We start from the raw sequence: 16,061 nt of genomic DNA, 5'->3' as shown, positions 1-16,061 counted from the left end.
ACATGGCCATCCCACACCTCGAATTGGCCTGCGCCCGGCGCATGGTTGACGTGCGCGTTGGCACATGGCTTGCTGAGCGCGACCGAGAGGGACAACCGGCACAAAGACGCCGGACAACCGGCACCATACGTCGAGCGGAGAGACTTTATGAACGACCAGGATTTGGGGCCAATGATCGCCCGCGTGAAGACCGGTGCCATGTCGCGCCGCTCCTTCCTCAAGAAAGCGGCAGCCGTCGGCCTGGCAGCGCCTTTCGCCAACCAGCTGCTCGCCTTCAACGGCGTGGCCATGGCCAACGCCACCCTGCCCTACAAGCCGACCAAGGCCGGCGGCGGCGGGCCGCTCAAGATGCTGCTTTGGCAGGCTCCGACGCTGCTGAACCCGCATTTCGCCAGCGGCACCAAGGACCAGATCGCCTCGCGCATCTTCTACGAGCCGCTCGCCGGCTGGGACAAGGACGGCAATCTCTTCCCGCAGCTCGCGGCTGAAATTCCGAGCAAGGCCAATGGCGGCCTCTCGGCCGACGGCAAGGAAGTGATCTGGAAGATCAAGCCCGGCGTGAAATGGCATGACGGCAAGCCCCTCACCGCTGACGACGCCGTCTTCACCTGGGAATATGCCGCCGATCCGGCGACCGCCGCCTACACCACCGGCGCCTACAAGGACATCAAGGTCGAGAAGGTCGACGACCTGACGATCAAGGTGATCTTCAAGGAGCCGACGCCGTTCTGGGCCGACCCCTTCGTCGGCGTCGCCGGCATGATCATCCCCAAGCATCACTTCGGCGAGTACAAGGGCGCCAAGTCGCGCGAGGCTCCGGCCAACCTGAAGCCCGTCGGCACCGGCGCCTACAAGTTCGCCGATTTCAAGCCCGGCGACATCCTGACCGCCGAGCGCAACACCGAATACCATGTCGCCAACCAGCCGCATTTCGACAAACTCGAAGTAAAGGGCGGCGGTGACGCGGTCTCGGCTGCCCGCGCCGTGTTGCAAACCGGCGAATACGACTATGCCTGGAACCTCCAGGTCGAGGACGAAGTCCTCAAGCGCATGGAGACCGGCGGTCGCGGCAAGATCAGCGCCGTCGCTTCCGGCGACATCGAGTTCATCATCCTCAACACCACTGATCCGTGGACCGAGGTCGATGGCGAGCGCTCCAGCATCAAGACCAAGCATCCGACGCTGTCGGATCCGAAGGTCCGCGAGGCGATCAACCTGCTAATCGACCGCGACTCGGTTCAGAAGTTCATCTATGGCCGCGGCGGCGTCGCCACGGCGAGCTTCGTGAACCAGCCGGCGCAGTTCAAGTCGCAGAAGCTGAAATACGAGTTCAGCATCGACAAGGCGAACAAGATCCTCGACGACGCCGGCTACAAGCGCGGCTCGGACGGCATCCGCGAGAAGGACGGCAAGAAGCTCAAATACGTCTTCCAGACCTCGATCAACGCCCCGCGCCAGAAGACCCAGCAGATCATCAAGCAGGCCTGCCAGCGCGCCGGCATCGACCTGGAGCTGAAGTCGGTTACCGCTTCGGTGTTTTTCTCGTCGGACGTGGCAAACCCCGACACCTACACCAAGCTCTATGTCGACATGGAGATGTACACGACCACGCAGCCCCAGCCCGACCCGGAGCGCTTCCTCAACCAGTTCGTCTCCTGGGAGGTCGCCACCAAGGACAACAAGTGGCTGGGCCGCAACGTCTCGCGCTACACCGACAAGGAAGCCGACGCGGCCTATCTGGCGGCGCAGAAGGAACTCGACCCCGCCAAGCGCGCCGCGCTTCTGATCAAGGTCAACGAGATCTTCTGCGAAGCCCATGTGGTGCTGCCGCTTCTGTCGCGCACCCGCGTCGCGGCGTCGGTGACCAACCTGATGCATGACCACAGCGGCTGGGATGTCGATACCTGGAACCTCGCCGCCTGGTATCGCAGCTAAGACCTGAGGGAGCGGGCCGACCGCGCGGCCAGAAAGCCGCGCGGGGGAGGTTCCGCTCCCTTTTCATTTCTGACAAAGCAGACACGCCGGTGTGTTTGTCACCGGCGTTCCGCGCCTCACGGCGGCGCAAGACCGCATTGATAAAGAGTTTGTTTCATGGGCGCTTACCTGCTGAGGCGATTGCTGATCGCCATTCCGAGCCTGCTCGGCATCAGCCTGATCCTGTTCACCGTGCTCGCCCTGGCGCCGGGCGATCCGTTCTCGGAAATGGCGACGAACCCCAATGTGCCGCCTGAGGTTCGCGAGGCTCTGCGCGCCAGCTTCGGGCTCAACGACCCGATCATGGTGCGCTATGTGCGCTGGCTGTCCAACATGGTGCAGGGTGACTGGGGCTTCTCCTTCGCCAGCCGCATCGATGTCGACACGCTGATCCTGCAGCGCGTCCCCACCACGCTGTTCATCGTCGGCTCGTCGCAGATCCTGGCCCTGTGCATCGCCTTGCCGGTCGGCATCTACGCCGCGACGCGGCCCTATTCGCTGTTCGACCAGGTCGCCAATACGCTGGCTTTTGTGGGCTTCTCGCTGCCGACCTTCTTCACCGGCCTGCTGCTGATCCTGATCTTCTCGGTCACGCTCGACTGGTTTCCCTTCGTCTACCGCTCGGATCTCGCGGCCACCGGCTGGCGCTGGTACTGGGAGATGTTCCGCCAGGCGATCATGCCGATCACCGTGCTCGGGCTGTTCCAGGCGGCGTCCTACACCCGCTATGTCCGCTCGGCCGTGCTCGATGTGATCCGGCTGGATTATGTCACGACCGCGCGCGCCAAGGGGCTGGGCGAAAAGACCGTGACCCTGCGCCACATCACCCGCAACGCGCTGATCCCGGTCGTCACGCTGGTCGCCCTGCAGATGCCGGCGGTTTTCGGCGGCGCCATCGTCACCGAGCAGATCTTCCGGATACCCGGCATCGGCTCGCTCCTCATCGACGCGATTCTCGCCAACGACACGCCGGTCATCATGGCCGTGACCTTCGTCTTCGCCTGCCTCGTCGTCCTGTTCAATCTCATCGCGGATATCCTTTATGGCTGGCTCGACCCTCGCATCTCCTTCAGCTGAGCCCGTGTCGGGCCCAGCGCAGACGAGCGCCGGCACCTCGCCGGGGCGCGAAACCTGGAAGCGTTTCCGTCGCCACAAGCTGGCGATGGCGAGCAGCTTCGTGCTCGGCACGCTGATCCTGGGCGTCGTCATCGGCCCCTGGCTGTGGCCGGTGGCGATCAACGACATCGACTTCTCGGCGCAGTTGCAGACGCCTTCCTGGCAGCACCCGTTCGGCACCGACGATCTCGGGCAGGATCTGCTCGCCCGGATGATCTATGGCGGGCGGATTTCGCTGGCGGTCGGGCTTGCGGCGATGTTCGTCGCGACCTTCTTCGGCATCCTGATCGGCGCGATCGCCGGCATGTCGCGCGGCGCGGTCGACAACTTCCTGATGTGGGTGACGGATCTGTTCCTGTCGCTGCCGCAACTGCCGCTCCTGCTGCTGGTGATCTATTTCTTCCGCGAGCAGCTCAAGGCGGCCTTCGGCGTCGAGGGCGGTGTCTTCGTCCTGATCGTCGTCGTCATCGGCGGGCTGAAATGGATGCCCGTGGCACGGCTTGTGCGTGCGCAGTTCATGTCGTTGCGCGAGAAGGAGTTCGTCGAGGCCGCCAGGGCCCAGGGCGCGACCAAATTTCGCCAGATGGTCCACCACATCCTGCCCAACGCGATCGGGCCGGTCATCGTGGCGGCGACGATCGAGGTGTCCTCCGCGATCATCGCCGAATCGACGCTGTCCTTTCTGGGCCTGGGCTTCCCGCCCGATATCCCGACCTGGGGGCGCCTGCTGTTCGATGCGAAGGACCATCTCGATTCGGCACCCCACTGGGCCCTTTTCCCTGGAGCGGCGATCTTCCTGACCGTGCTCTCGATCAACTTCATCGGCGACGGACTGCGCGACGCCCTCGATCCGCGTCGCGTCATCTGACCTTTAACTTCCGGAAGGCATTCGCATGACCACTCCCATCCTGTCCGTCAGCAACCTCAGCACCTCCTTCCGGGTCGAGGGTGCCTGGAAGCAGGTCGTCCGCAGCGTCTCCTTCGACATCGCGCCGAAGGAAACGCTGGCGGTCGTCGGCGAGTCGGGTTCGGGCAAGAGCGTCACCGCGCTCTCGATCATGCGGCTGACGCCCCCCGGCTCGAGCAAGATCGAAGGCTCGATCAAGCTCTCCGGCCAGGAATTGCTGACGCTGCCGGAGCCGCAGATGCGCAAGATCCGCGGCAACGACGTCGCGATGATCTTCCAGGAGCCGATGACCTCGCTCAACCCGGTTCTGACGATCGGCTTCCAGATCGCCGAGGCGCTGATCCTGCACCGCGACATGTCGCGCTCCGAGGCCGAGGCCGAGACGGTTCGGCTTCTGGAGAAGGTCCGCATTCCCGCCGCGAAGTCGCGCTTCCATGAGTATCCGCATCGCTTCTCGGGCGGCATGCGCCAGCGCGTGATGATCGCGATGGCGCTGGCCTGCAAGCCCAAGCTCCTGATTGCCGACGAGCCGACGACCGCGCTCGACGTGACGATCCAGGCGCAGATCCTGCAGCTGATCAAGGAGTTGCAGGAGGAGGAGGGCATGTCGGTGCTCTTCATCACCCACGACATGGGCGTGGTTGCCGAAATCGCCGACCGCACGGTGGTGATGTATAACGGCCAGGCGGTGGAGACCGGCGCGACCGAGGACATTTTCGCGCGTGCCAAGCATCCCTATACCCGCTCGCTTCTGTCAGCCGTGCCCAAGCTCGGCTCGATGGACGGCCGCACGCGCCCGATGCGCTTCCCGGTCGTCGACCGCGCGACGGGCGAGTCCGACATCCCCGAAGAGACGCCCGACACCGTCAAATCGGCCGAACGGCCTGTGCTCGAGGTCTCCAATCTGACCACGCGGTTCGAAATGCGCTCGGGCCTGTTCGGCGCGGTGAAGGGCCGCGTCCATGCTGTCGAGAACGTCTCGTTCAGCGTCCAGGCGGGCGAGACGCTGGCGCTGGTCGGCGAATCCGGTTGCGGCAAGTCGACCACGGGGCGCTCGGTGATGCGGCTGATCGAGCCGCTCTCGGGCTCGGTCCTGCTCGACGGCGTCGATGTGCTGAAGCTCAATGCCAATGATCTGCGCGAGCAGCGCAAGCGCATGCAGATGATCTTCCAGGACCCGTTCGCCTCGCTCAACCCGCGCATGAATGTCGGCGCGGCGATTGCCGAACCGCTGCTGATCAACAAGCTCGCGACCCGCTCGGAGGCGCGCGACCAGATCGCCGAGCTTCTGCGCCGCGTCGGCCTGCAGCCCGACATGGCCAACCGTTTTCCGCATGAGTTCTCGGGTGGCCAGCGCCAGCGCATCTGCATCGCGCGCGCGCTTGCCGTCGAGCCCCGGCTGATCGTGGCCGACGAGGCGGTCTCGGCGCTCGACGTCTCGGTCAAGGCGCAGGTGGTCAACCTGATGCTGGAGCTGCAGGCCCGGATGGGGCTGGCCTATCTCTTCATCTCGCACGACATGGCCGTGGTCGAGCGCGTCAGCCATCGCGTCGCGGTGATGTATCTCGGCGAGATCGTCGAGCTCGGTCCGCGCGAGGCGATCTTCGGCAATCCGCAGCACCCCTATACCAAGCGCCTGCTGGCCGCCGTGCCGATCGCCGATCCGACACGGCGGCACGAAAAGAACCCGGTCTCCAACGACGAGATCAAGAGCCCGGTGCGCGCCCCCGATTATGTCCCGCCGATCCGCCAGTTCCGCGAGGTCTCGCCCGGACATGCCGTAATGATCTGGGGCGAGGAGTGGGAGAAGAAGACGATCGAGGCCGTGGCGGCCTGAGCGGCCCGTCGGAAGACAACGGGATGATGGAGCGCCTGCGTATCGGGATCGTCGGGCTCGGCATGGCGGTTACGCCGCATGCGCGTGGCCTCGTCGATCTCGCTGACCGGGTCGAGGTGGTCCACGCTTTCAGCCCCAGCGCGGAGCGGCGTGCGCGCTTTGGCGAGAGCTTTCCCTTCCCGCTCTGCGACAGCCTGGAGACCATCCTCGACGACACAAGCGTCGAGGCGGTGCTGGTCCTGACCCCCGCCAATACCCATCTCGACATCGCCCGCCGCTGCGCGCAGGCAGGCAAGCATGTGCTGCTGGAAAAGCCGGTCGAGATCACGACCGCGCGGGCGCAGGACCTCGTCGCGATCTGCGACGCGGCGGGGGTGACGCTGGGCATCGTGCTGCAGCACCGCTTCAAGCCGGCGGCGGAAACGCTGGCTGGCCATCTCGCCTCGGGCGACATGGGCACCATGATCGGCTGCTCGACCGTGATCCGGCTGTGGCGTCCGCAGAGCTATTACGACGAGCCGGGCCGCGGCAGCTTTGCTCGCGACGGCGGCGGCGTGCTGATCTCGCAAGGGATTCACACGCTCGACCTCATGCTGAGCCTGGCTGGGCCGATCGTGGACGTGACCGGACACGCCCTGACGAGCGCGGTCCACCGGATGGAAACCGAGGACATGGTCTGCGCCGTCGCTCGCTTTGCCAATGGCGCCTTCGGCACGATCGACGCCACGACCGCAGCCTATCCCGGCTTTCCCGAACGCATCGAACTGATCTGCCGCAACGCCACCGCCTCGCTCAGCGGCACCGCGCTGGAGATCGCCTGGCATGACGGGCGGCGCGTCAACGTCGCCGCCGAGGCCGGCGCGGGCGGCACGGGCGCCGACCCGATGGCGTTTACCCATGACCACCACCGCGCGGTGATGGCGGATTTCGTCGAGGCGGTGCGCCAGGGCAGACCTCCGCGCGTCACCGGCGTGGAGGCGCTCAAGGTCCACCGGCTGATCGATGCGTTGATCGCGGCGGGGGCGACGCAGGGCCCGGTTTCCGTCGCTGCCGCGAGCCGCTAGAGACGCACGCACATCGACGCGCAGCGGGAGCAGGACATGACCAGGAAAGTGGCGATCGTGACGGCCGGCGGCAGCGGCATGGGCGCGGCGACCGCGCGACGCCTCGCCAAGGACGGCTATGAGGTCGCGATCCTGTCCTCATCCGGCAAGGGCGAGGCGCTGGCGAAGGAGCTTGGCGGGCTCGGCGTCACCGGCTCGAACCTGTCGGCCGACGACGTCCAGCGGCTGGTCGATCTGACGGTCGAGCGCTGGGGCCGCGTCGATGCGCTGGTCAACAGCGCCGGCCATGGGCCCAGGGCGCCTATCCTCGACATTCCCGACGAGGACTGGCATCGCGGGCTCGACGTTTATTTTCTGAGCGCGGTGCGGGCGATCCGGCTGGTGACGCCGATCATGCAGGCGCAGAAATCAGGCGCCATCGTCAACATCTCGACCGCCTGGGCCTTCGAGCCCGACGCGATGTTCCCGACTTCGGCGATGGCGCGGGCAGGGCTCGCCGCCTTCACCAAGATCTTCGTCGACAAGTACGCGCCTGACAACATCCGGATGAACAATGTCCAGCCGGGCTGGATCGACAGCCTGCCGGCGACCGAGGAGCGTCGCCAGCGCGTGCCGATGCAACGTTACGGCACCAGCGACGAGATCGCCGGGACGATCGCCTTCCTGCTCTCGCCCGATGCCGGCTACATCACCGGGCAGAACATCCGCGTCGATGGCGGCGTCACCCGGTCGATCTGAAGCTCTCGGAACCTTCGCACCGCGAGGGTGCTCGGCGAAAACGGCTCGGCACGGACGTGTTGGCACGGAAGTGGCTTGTATCCGGCAGATCCAAGCCGGAGCGCACAAGTCTTGGCCATCCCGCGGCGTTACTCTCATGTCGCCTTTGGCGTCATCCAGGCAGGGCTGACCTCGGCCGTCGCCTCAGGCGTTGCCGTTCTGGCAGGCCCTGATGCGGGGCCGGCGTTGTCGCGCTGGCTATCGGCCTGGGCCTTGTCCTGGACGATGATGCTGCCCGTCGTCGTTTTCGCCGCGCCATTCATCCGACGAGCCGTCGAGGCCCTGACCGCCGATTGATCGACGGCTACTGGATGTCTCGCACCGTCAGCCGCGGCCAGTTCTTTTCCGACCGGGCGAGATATTTCGGCGTGTCGCGGGCCCAGGTCTCCCGCACGCCGAGATCGTAGTTGAGGTAGAGCCTGCCATCGACGATCGACCAGGCCTCGGGCTCGATCTTGACGAGATAGCCGCGCGAGGTCCCGTAAGCGCAAAAACCGCCATAGGCCGGCTTGTAGCGCTCCGGATCGGCCGTAAAGAGCGCCTTGTTCTGCGCGCTGGCGAAATGCCACGTTGCGCCGCCCTGCATCACTGCGTGATCGGGCGAGCCCTTGCGGGGCCCGCCTTCGCGAAAATAGGCGACCGGGTCATAGCCGCCGATCGCAACGCCCTCGCGCGAACCCAGCGTGTTGACGGGCTTCCCGGCCGAAGCCTGCGCCAGGGCGGCGTCTGACAAGGTGGCCGCCGCGACAAGCGCGAACAGGCCGCGACGACTGAACAGCAGGCTCTCGATCATCGTCCGGCCTCCCGCGCTTCGAGATGCTCGAAGACCAGCGCGCCGATATAGCCGTAAATGGCGTGGCCGATGAGGCTCATCAGGGAGAGGCGCGGCACGTCGCTGAGCAGGAAGTGCTGGCCGGCAAGCGGCGCGAAGAAGCCAAGCGCGATGAAATAGGTGATCACGCCCCAGATCCAGCCATCGGCGGGCATGCCGAAGCTCTTCACCCAGCGCGTCAAAACCCAATAGCCGAGCGGGTAGAACAGGAAACCGGTGGCGAAATGCAGCAGCTTGGCCACCGGCGTCGAGAGCGTGATTCCGAGCTGGTGGGAGAAGAGCGACTTCACCAGTTCCGGCGGCTCGAGCGGATATTCGGCAAACCAGGCCGTCGGCACGGCCGCGAACAGCTCCCAGAAGCCGAGCCCGGCCAGTCCGCCCAGCACGAGATGGGCGACCGTGCGTCCGGTGGGAAGCGCGAAGGCGCGCGACATGGTGTGCGTGGTCATGGCGGGGACTCCGGGAGGGTCAGTGGGCGATGGCAAGCGGTGTGGCAGCGATGGCGAGCGCAGCCGTGAGGCCGGCGCGGCTCGTGGCGAGCCGGGCGAGGCGGCGGCTGGCGAAGAGATTGTGGCCGCCGCGCCGGGCCAGGCGTTCGCGCAGCACATGGGCGGCGCGATCATGCGCGCCCGAGCGGATCAGGCTCTCGATATAGGCCTGTTCGAACAGGTCGCGCTGGGCGTGGCTGCCACCGATGGCGACGAGCCCGCCGCGCGCGGCGCCGAGCAGGCGGGCGGCTTCCGCATAGTCGCGCTCATGAAAGGCGATCAGTCCGAAGGCGGCGAGCGAGCCGCTGCGGGCCGCCTCGCGCCGCTCGCTGCTGGCATGGCCCAGGCTGTCGTCGGCGAGGCTGCGGGCGATGTCGGATGCGGCGCCCTCGTGCCCCGCACCGAGCAGCGCGAGCGCATAATGCAGATCGGCGAAGACGAGCGTGCCATCGCCGACACGCGCCTGCGCCTTGGCGGCAAGCTCCTCCCAGCGAGTGCCGACCTCGACGCCGGCATAGTCCAGTCGCGCCAGCAGCGCCGCGCCATTGGCGATGTCGCGGTAGTCGTCGGTCTGTTCGGCGCGGATGCCTTCGTCATAAAGCCGCAGCACCTCGGCGGTCTCGCCACGCTCCAGCCGGAACAGCGCCAGGTGCCAGGTGATGTGAAAGCGGAAGTTGTTGGCATGGGCCCAGTTGCGACCATCGCCGAGCCAAGCGACGCCCTCGTCGACGCGGCCCGTCATCTCCAGCACATGGGCGACCGCATGCCGACCCCAGGCATCGCGCGGCGCCAACTCGACGGCGCGTCGTCCGGCGGCTTCGGCCTCGGGGTAGAAGCCGCGCTCCTCCAGCGCGAAGGCGTAGCAGCCGGAGACATAACCGGCGAGCGGATGGCTGCCGGAAAAGCGCGGCATGACGCGGCGCAGGCAGGACAGCATCTCACCCTGGTCGCCCAGCATGAAGCGAATCCCGTGCGAGAGCTTGAGCGCCAGCACGTCATGGGGATGCTCGATCAGCAACGTTTCGAGCCGCTGCGCCGCCTGACGCGGGTGGTTTGCCAGCCAGAGGCCCAGCGCCTCGGCGACGCTCTCCTCCCGCGGCGTGATGGGGCGGTCCGCGATCGCGCGCCTGGCCAGCGCGAGGCAGTCGCGCGCGGCGGCGATCAGTTCGGGACGGGCCAGCGAGAGCAGCATCAGGCCCTTGGCGGCATGGGCCAGCGCGAAACCGGGATCGGCGGCAAGCGTGCGGGCGAGATGCTCGGGCGTCGCAGCGGCATGGGCCAGCATGGCTTCGAGCGTATCGTTCCAGGCGAGCCTGGCCGCGTCATTGGCGACGCTGATCCTGTCACCGGAGAGATCGTGGAACATGGGGCGGCGCTCCGTTTCGTCGTCGACAGCATCGGCTTCCCGACGCTCCTGAGGGAATTCGCAGGCGCGCGATCAACCGTCGTTCAACTCGCTTCACGCAGCCGTGATCTGGCGGCGAGAGGTTGCTCGACCTCGACCCGCGAGGGCGCAGGAGGCGCGCCGGCCCATGGCGCCCGCTTGAACCAGCCGACGACGCAGGCGACGCCGAGGATCGCGGCAAAGCCGACGAGATTCAGCAGGGCGACCGTGATCTCGTCGCGCCCGAGCATGTCCGCCGCCGTCGCGGCGAGACGCGACAGGACGATGCTCGCCAGGAACGTCGCCAGCGATTGGCGCCCGATCAGGATCAGGAGATGCCCGAGGCCGCTGTCGAGCCTGGCTCGCCAGGGCTCGATCGCACTCAGCACAAGATAGGCCAGCGCCAGGAAGTGCAGGATGCGCAAGGGGTGGAGCTGGCTCTTTTCCCACTCGCCCGGCAGGACGAAATCGCGAAGCTCCTTCCCGGCCGGCCAGTGCTCGACGATCCCCCAAAAGGTGAACGGCACGCTGATGGCGACGAAAAGCGCCGCTGTGAGAACCAACCGCCGCTCGCGCAAAGGTGGTACCGGCAGCCATTTCATCGCGATGAAGAAGCCGATGAAGAAGATCACCTGCCAGGCGAAGGGGTTGAGAAACCAGCCGGCGCCGTTCCAGGGATTGCCCGTGAGATTGAGCCCTTGCGTCCAGACGAGCGCATAGAGCAGCGCCGACATCAGGAAGGGCAGCGCCGGGTGCAGGGCGCGCAATGCCAATGCCACCGGGATCAGCGCCAGGATGACGAGATACATCGGCAGGATGTCGAGATAGTCGGGCTGCCAGGTCAGCGTTACCAACCCAAGCAAGGCGCGCTCCGGATCGGCGATCAGGGGGCCGAACTGCGCCGCCAGATCGGCGCGGCCCAAAAAGGCGTCGATCAGCGCCGCCAGCGCCACGAGCCCCACGACCAGCGCGACATGGGCCCAGTAGACCTGCCAGAGCCGGTACAGGATTCGCGCCGTGCCGAGCCACCAGCCGCGTCGGACGAAGGTGCTGCCAAAGGCGAGCGCGCTGGCGAAGCCCGAACAGAAGACGAAGAGTTCGGCCCCCGAGGAGAAGCCAAAGCGCGCCGGTATCCAGGCGTTCCAGCTATTGGCCGGCACATGCGCGATGAAGATGATCAGCATGGTCAGCCCGCGAAAGACGTCGAGACGCTCGTCGCGCGGCCGTTTCACCTGCGGGGCCGGCTCGCCCATCAGAACGCCCCTTCATAGGCGGCCGCATCGATGCGGCAGGCGAGCACGCTGTAACCCGGCCGTGCAAAGGCGCCCTTCGCCTCTTGCGCCAGCGTCGCGGCGTCCGCGATCGTCGCGCCATGGCCACCCATTGCCCGCGCCACGGCCGCGAAATCGCTGGCGCCGAAATCGACGCCGGCGCGTGCCAGCCCCATCTGCTTCTGCTTGAGTGCGATCAGCCCAAGGCTCTCATCGACCAGGACGACGATGATCACCGGCAGCGCGAGATCGCGCAGGGTAGCCAGTTCGCCGAGCACCATTTCGAGGCCGGCATCGCCGACGAAGCAGAGCGTCGGCTGCCCGCTCCCCAAAGCCGCGCCGGTCGCCAGCGGCAGGGCACAGCCCATGGTGCACAGACCCGTGGACTGCAGCAGGCGGCGCGGGCCGTCGCAGGACCAGATCTGCGAGAGCAAGATACGATGCGCGCCGGAATCGGCTGTGGCGACGGTTTCAGGCGGGGCGGCCATGCGCAGCGTCTCGAACACGGCGTGCGGGCCCCAGGCGGTCGGCGCGGCGAAGGCGGCCCGCAGAGCAGCGCGAACCTTCGCAGGCTCGCCATCCGGCCAGGTCTCGGGCGGTGCCAGGCCCTCCGCCAGACGCTCCAGCGTCAGGCCGACATGGCTTTCGAGCAGCAGCGTCGCAGGGTGCATGCCGTGCGGCAGAGCCTGCGCGACGATGTCGATCACTGGCTTGTCCGCCGGCCAGGGATGGCGCCAGCCCTGGCGCATCTCGATCGGGTCATAGCCGGCGAGCACGATCAGGTCGGCGGCCTCGATCAGGGGGCGTACCAGCGCATCGGCCTTGGGCGACAGGCCGACGCCACCGATGACGCGGGGATCGTCCTCGCGGATCAGACCCTTGCCCTTGTATGTGGTCAGCAGCGGCGCACCGGTGCAGTCGAGGAAGCGTTCGAGCGCATCGGCCGCGCCTTCGTTCACGAGATCGAGCCCCGCAAGGACGAGCGGCCGGCGCGAAGCCGTGAGCATGGCCCGGGCGCGCTCGAGATCAGCCGGCAGGGACGTCGCCACAGCGGCGGCCATCGGCATCATGACCGGCTCGCGACGCCCCTCGGCGACCGCGATCGGCAGATCGATATGGACGGGTCCCGGCCGGCCGGCCCGCGCGATGGCCAGTGCCTTGTCGATGACGAGCGCCTCGGTGCCGGGCGCCGCGCGGAAACTCGCCTTCACGATCGGGCGCAGCAGGGCCTGATGATCGAAGACCTGATGGGTATAGCTCTCGGCCAAAGCCTGATCGACGCAGCCGGTGATGAAGATGAGCGGCACGCGATCCTGCTGGGCGTGGGCAACCGCCGTCACGGCATTGCTGACGCCTGGGCCCAGCGTCGCGACCAGCACGGGCAAGGCTCCGGTGACATGCCAGAGCCCTTCGGCCATGAAGCCGGCGGCGTTCTCGTGCCGGGCGAGCTCGAAGCGGATGCCGGCCCGGCCCAGCGCGTCGACCAGTGCCAGGACCTCGCCGCCGGGGATCCCGAAGGCATGGGTCGCGCCCGCGACCTTCAACCGGGACGCGATCACGTCGGCGCCGGTGGGCTCTGCGACGAGATTCGCTGGCAGGGGCGTCTGGATAGTCATGCAGGCGGTCTCCGTGGCCGGGCGCGGCAGCCTCGGCAAAGACAATCGCGCCGCCGGCTCAAAAGGTTACCGTTTCACGGAAAGGTGATCCGTTGCCGGTCGCGCCTGCCCCATCGTCCGCAGCCAGGCCCGCTCGATCCAGGCCGGATCGACCCCATGCCCGCCCTCGTGCAGGCAGAGTTCGAGCGGGGCTTCGCCGGGCGCGGCGAGCGTGCGGCAGGCGAGGCCCGATGTCACCGTCGGGATGTCGGCCACCGTCACGGCCGGAGCCGTCGGCGCGAGGATGGCGATGCTTCTGAAGACGTCGCCCTGGCGGAAGCCCCCGCGCAGGGCGCGGCCGGCGAGCGGCACGGTCATGTCGGCCGTGCCATGCATATGGACGAGCGGGGGACGTGGCGAGGCGCAGGCGGCCGGCAGTGGCTCCCAGAACGCACCCGCGACCGGGGCAAAAGCCTTGAACCGCTGCGGCATGCGGCAGGCGAGATACCAGACCATCGAGCCCCCCTGCGAGAAGCCGCTGGCCATGATGCGCGCGGAATCGACCGGGAAACGCCGCGCGACATCGTCGAGGACCTGCGCAACGAAGACGAATTCGTCGCGGTGGCGGCCGGGCGATCCGGGATAGGACCAGGTCTTGCCGGCGCCGTCGGGCGCGATCAGCGCGACGCCGAGGCGCGAGGCCAGCGCCTGCAGCCCGGCATCGTCCACCGTCTCATCGGCCGAGCCCTGCCAGCCATGAAAGAACATGATCGCGCCGTGCCTGCCGTCCTCGCCCGGACGCGGATCGGGCAGGACCAGGCGGTAGCGGCCGTCTGCGACCACGCAGCCCTGCGGCGGCGGGCAGACGTCGCGCGGCTTTGCCCCCGCCCCCGGCGGCCAGACCGCGAGCAGCAGAGCCGTCACCACAAGCCGCATCATCGAACCGACCATATCGGCCATCCCCTGCCGTTGCGTTCTTCGCTGGGTGCGTTCTCGCCAGTGTGCGAAGGCTAGCCGCGTTCGCCTGTCCCTGCGAGACGCGCTCGCCGGCTTGTGAGCGGCGGGAAGCCATGCCAGAGGGCTTGAACCCTGACTCGCGGGAAGCTGCGTCCCTTGTCGCTCGACGATCTCGAAGCCGTGTTGCGCCCCGCCTTCCTCGCCGCGCTGGAGGGCGATGCGCAAGCCTATCGCCGCTTCCTCGACCTGATCGGCGGGCGGCTGCGCGGCTATCTGCGTGGACATCTGGCACGGGCCGGCCTCGCCAGTGCCGATGAGGCCGAGGACGTGCTGCAGGAAACCTTGCTGGCGCTGCACCTGTCGCGCCACAGCTACGACCCGGCGATTCCCGTTTCGGCCTGGGCGCATGCGATCGCGCGCTACAAGCTGATCGACCATATGCGCCGCTCCGGCCGCCATCGCGGGCATCTCCAAATCGACGAAGAGGCGCCGATTCCGGTCGCGCCGGCCGGGCCGGCGATCGACGCCAAGCTCGACATCGAGCGCGCGCTCGCGGGTTTGCCCGAGCGGACGCGCAGCCTGATCGACCGCGTCAAGCTTCAGGGCGGCAGCCTCGCCGAGGCGGCGCAGGCGGCGGGCATGACCGAGACGGCGGCGAAGGTCGCGCTGCATCGCGGCCTCAAGGCCATGGCGAAGATCCTCACCCGGCGCGGCACGCGGCCGCCCTGACAGCCGCCACGATAAGCCGCGTAACCTTTTGCGGCCCTGTTTCGAACTCCTCATCATGTCCACCGCCCCTGTCCGTTCGAGCCTGCCATGAAAACCGATGATCTCGTCGCCGTGCTGGCGACCGATGCCAGGCCCGTCGATACCGCCCGTCTGACTCGCGCCACGGGTCTGGTCGCGCTCGCGGGGCTGGTGCTGACGGCGGTGGTCCTCGTGCTGATGCTCGGGCTGCGGGCCGATTTCGCCGGGGTCTGGATGACGCCGCCCGTGCTCGCGAAATTCGCGCTCGGTGGCTCCGTCGCCGGCTTCGCGCTGGTCGCCTTCCAGCGCAGCCTGCGGCCCGGCCGCGCGGCCTCGGGCGCGCTTGCGCTGGTGCTTGTGCCGCTGGCCGCCATATTCGCCTGGGCGCTCGCGACCGTGGCAGGCAGCGCCCCCAGCGACTGGGCGCGGCTCGTGCTGGGCCGGAGCTGGGCTGCCTGCCTGGTCTCCGTGACGCTTTACGCCATGCTCCCCTTCGCTGCGCTGCTCGCCCTGGCCCGGCATGGCGCACCCGTACGGCCCCGGCTTTCCGGCATCGCGGCCGGGGTGGGCGCTGCGGGTCTGGCCACGGTCGCCTATGCGCTGCACTGCCCGGAGGACGGGCTGCCCTTCATCGCCACCTGGTATCCGCTCGCCATGGTGATCGCGGCGGGCCTCGGCGCGCTTGTCGCGCCGCGCCTGTTGCGCTGGTAAATCGGCCGGCTGCGCCGCGCGCAGCGGCTGCCGACGAACACTCCCGATACCTTTCGGTGGAACAAGGCCAGATTTTCGCCGTTTTCGGTTCAGGACGGGTTCAGCGCCGGCGGTGCGTTCCTGTTGTCCGATGAACTGGAAAACGGAATTCATGACGCGCACCAAAAACTGGCTTCTGGTCGGAACCATCCTGCCCGCCGTCGCAATGGCGCAGGCCGGCTTCGCCGCTCCCGTGACCACGCTGCCCCTGACCTTCGAACTGGCGCAGGCGCCGCCCGCAGCCGATGACGAGCCGGGCCGGCCGCGCCGCGAGCGCGCCCCAGGCGTGCCGCGTGCGCCCGGCGCACCCAGCGCGCCCGGGGTCGAGACGCCTCGCGCCCCGGCTCCCGCGACCGCCCCTC

Annotated in this window: 15 protein-coding genes and 1 pseudogene; 10 read left to right on the top strand and 6 right to left on the bottom strand. The window is 67.7% G+C overall.

Going from position 1 to position 16,061, the window contains the following annotated elements; all coding sequences use genetic code 11:
- Positions 1 to 147: 147 nt before the first annotated feature.
- The 7 genes from IP69_RS10840 (at position 148) to IP69_RS10810 (ending at position 7,972) form a co-directional block, all read left to right on the top strand.
- Complete coding sequence (locus IP69_RS10840) at positions 148 to 1,935, top strand: peptide ABC transporter substrate-binding protein (protein ID WP_054142840.1); 1,788 nt, start codon at positions 148 to 150, stop codon at positions 1,933 to 1,935.
- A gap of 156 nt (positions 1,936 to 2,091) precedes the next feature.
- Positions 2,092 to 3,051, top strand: a complete 960-nt coding sequence (locus IP69_RS10835; RefSeq protein ID WP_054142839.1) for an ABC transporter permease — start codon at positions 2,092 to 2,094, stop codon at positions 3,049 to 3,051.
- On the top strand, positions 3,017 to 3,958 hold the full coding sequence (locus tag IP69_RS10830; RefSeq protein ID WP_054142838.1) for an ABC transporter permease: 942 nt from the start codon (positions 3,017 to 3,019) through the stop codon (positions 3,956 to 3,958). The genes IP69_RS10835 and IP69_RS10830 overlap by 35 nt, the downstream gene beginning before the upstream one ends.
- Positions 3,959 to 3,983: 25 nt before the next feature.
- Positions 3,984 to 5,834 (top strand): ABC transporter ATP-binding protein, encoded by a 1,851-nt coding sequence (locus tag IP69_RS10825; protein WP_156323400.1) that lies wholly within the window; start codon positions 3,984 to 3,986, stop codon positions 5,832 to 5,834.
- A gap of 26 nt (positions 5,835 to 5,860) precedes the next feature.
- On the top strand, positions 5,861 to 6,898 hold the full coding sequence (locus tag IP69_RS10820) for a Gfo/Idh/MocA family oxidoreductase (RefSeq protein WP_054142873.1): 1,038 nt from the start codon (positions 5,861 to 5,863) through the stop codon (positions 6,896 to 6,898).
- 36 nt (positions 6,899 to 6,934) lie between these two features.
- Positions 6,935 to 7,636 (top strand): SDR family oxidoreductase, encoded by a 702-nt coding sequence (locus IP69_RS10815; protein WP_054142837.1) that lies wholly within the window; start codon positions 6,935 to 6,937, stop codon positions 7,634 to 7,636.
- A 111-nt stretch (positions 7,637 to 7,747) separates the two neighbouring features.
- Entirely contained in the window at positions 7,748 to 7,972 is a 225-nt protein-coding gene (locus IP69_RS10810) for a DUF2798 domain-containing protein (RefSeq protein ID WP_054142836.1), read from the top strand.
- 7 nt (positions 7,973 to 7,979) lie between these two features.
- Here the strand turns inward: IP69_RS10810 and IP69_RS10805 are convergent, their stop codons facing one another.
- From IP69_RS10805 to IP69_RS21395, 6 genes are all read right to left on the bottom strand, one after another.
- Positions 7,980 to 8,468, bottom strand: a complete 489-nt coding sequence (locus tag IP69_RS10805; RefSeq protein ID WP_197279815.1) for a YHS domain-containing (seleno)protein — start codon at positions 8,466 to 8,468, stop codon at positions 7,980 to 7,982.
- The gene (locus IP69_RS10800; protein WP_054142835.1) at positions 8,465 to 8,956 is read right to left on the bottom strand and encodes a hypothetical protein; all 492 of its coding nucleotides are present in this window, start codon (positions 8,954 to 8,956) and stop codon (positions 8,465 to 8,467) included. The genes IP69_RS10805 and IP69_RS10800 overlap by 4 nt, the downstream gene beginning before the upstream one ends.
- Before the next feature lie 19 nt (positions 8,957 to 8,975).
- A complete protein-coding gene (locus IP69_RS10795; protein ID WP_054142834.1) occupies positions 8,976 to 10,361 on the bottom strand; it encodes a tetratricopeptide repeat protein in 1,386 nt (461 codons plus the stop codon).
- A gap of 83 nt (positions 10,362 to 10,444) precedes the next feature.
- Positions 10,445 to 11,632 (bottom strand): OpgC domain-containing protein, encoded by a 1,188-nt coding sequence (locus tag IP69_RS10790; protein WP_054142833.1) that lies wholly within the window; start codon positions 11,630 to 11,632, stop codon positions 10,445 to 10,447.
- The gene (locus IP69_RS10785; RefSeq protein ID WP_054142871.1) at positions 11,632 to 13,266 is read right to left on the bottom strand and encodes a thiamine pyrophosphate-binding protein; all 1,635 of its coding nucleotides are present in this window, start codon (positions 13,264 to 13,266) and stop codon (positions 11,632 to 11,634) included. Before IP69_RS10785 ends, IP69_RS10790 begins: the two co-directional genes overlap by 1 nt.
- 66 nt (positions 13,267 to 13,332) lie before the next feature.
- Entirely contained in the window at positions 13,333 to 14,196 is an 864-nt protein-coding gene (locus IP69_RS21395; protein ID WP_054142832.1) for an alpha/beta fold hydrolase, read from the bottom strand.
- Positions 14,197 to 14,358: 162 nt separating this feature from the next.
- On the opposite strand from IP69_RS21395, the gene IP69_RS21830 reads away from it, so the two are divergent.
- The 3 genes and pseudogenes from IP69_RS21830 to IP69_RS10765 form a co-directional block, all read left to right on the top strand.
- Positions 14,359 to 14,931: a sigma-70 family RNA polymerase sigma factor gene (locus IP69_RS21830; protein ID WP_054142831.1), complete on the top strand. Its 573-nt coding sequence runs from the start codon at positions 14,359 to 14,361 to the stop codon at positions 14,929 to 14,931.
- Positions 14,932 to 15,018: 87 nt separating this feature from the next.
- On the top strand, positions 15,019 to 15,660 hold the full coding sequence (locus IP69_RS10770) for a DUF1109 domain-containing protein (protein ID WP_054142830.1): 642 nt from the start codon (positions 15,019 to 15,021) through the stop codon (positions 15,658 to 15,660).
- A 151-nt stretch (positions 15,661 to 15,811) separates the two neighbouring features.
- Positions 15,812 to 16,061, top strand: a pseudogene (locus IP69_RS10765) (hypothetical protein); the annotation flags it as partial.

It is taken from the genome of Allobosea sp. AAP35 (assembly GCF_001295925.1).
GTDB lineage: Bacteria > Pseudomonadota > Alphaproteobacteria > Rhizobiales > Beijerinckiaceae > Allobosea.
This window is presented reverse-complemented; position numbering and strand designations above follow the sequence as displayed.

What these genes read in the sequence shown, in the direction of transcription:
- IP69_RS10840 (WP_054142840.1), top strand. Translation starts at nt 148, where the DNA reads ATGAACGACCAGGATTTGGGGCCAATGATCGCCCGCGTGAAGACCGGT.
- IP69_RS10835 (WP_054142839.1), top strand. Translation starts at nt 2,092, where the DNA reads ATGGGCGCTTACCTGCTGAGGCGATTGCTGATCGCCATTCCGAGCCTG.
- IP69_RS10830 (WP_054142838.1), top strand. Translation starts at nt 3,017, where the DNA reads ATGGCTGGCTCGACCCTCGCATCTCCTTCAGCTGAGCCCGTGTCGGGC.
- IP69_RS10825 (WP_156323400.1), top strand. Translation starts at nt 3,984, where the DNA reads ATGACCACTCCCATCCTGTCCGTCAGCAACCTCAGCACCTCCTTCCGG.
- IP69_RS10820 (WP_054142873.1), top strand. Translation starts at nt 5,861, where the DNA reads ATGGAGCGCCTGCGTATCGGGATCGTCGGGCTCGGCATGGCGGTTACG.
- IP69_RS10815 (WP_054142837.1), top strand. Translation starts at nt 6,935, where the DNA reads ATGACCAGGAAAGTGGCGATCGTGACGGCCGGCGGCAGCGGCATGGGC.
- IP69_RS10805 (WP_197279815.1), bottom strand. Translation starts at nt 8,468, where the DNA reads ATGATCGAGAGCCTGCTGTTCAGTCGTCGCGGCCTGTTCGCGCTTGTC.
- IP69_RS10800 (WP_054142835.1), bottom strand. Translation starts at nt 8,956, where the DNA reads ATGACCACGCACACCATGTCGCGCGCCTTCGCGCTTCCCACCGGACGC.
- IP69_RS10795 (WP_054142834.1), bottom strand. Translation starts at nt 10,361, where the DNA reads ATGTTCCACGATCTCTCCGGTGACAGGATCAGCGTCGCCAATGACGCG.
- IP69_RS10790 (WP_054142833.1), bottom strand. Translation starts at nt 11,632, where the DNA reads ATGGGCGAGCCGGCCCCGCAGGTGAAACGGCCGCGCGACGAGCGTCTC.
- IP69_RS10785 (WP_054142871.1), bottom strand. Translation starts at nt 13,266, where the DNA reads ATGACTATCCAGACGCCCCTGCCAGCGAATCTCGTCGCAGAGCCCACC.
- IP69_RS21395 (WP_054142832.1), bottom strand. Translation starts at nt 14,196, where the DNA reads ATGGTCGGTTCGATGATGCGGCTTGTGGTGACGGCTCTGCTGCTCGCG.
- IP69_RS10770 (WP_054142830.1), top strand. Translation starts at nt 15,019, where the DNA reads ATGAAAACCGATGATCTCGTCGCCGTGCTGGCGACCGATGCCAGGCCC.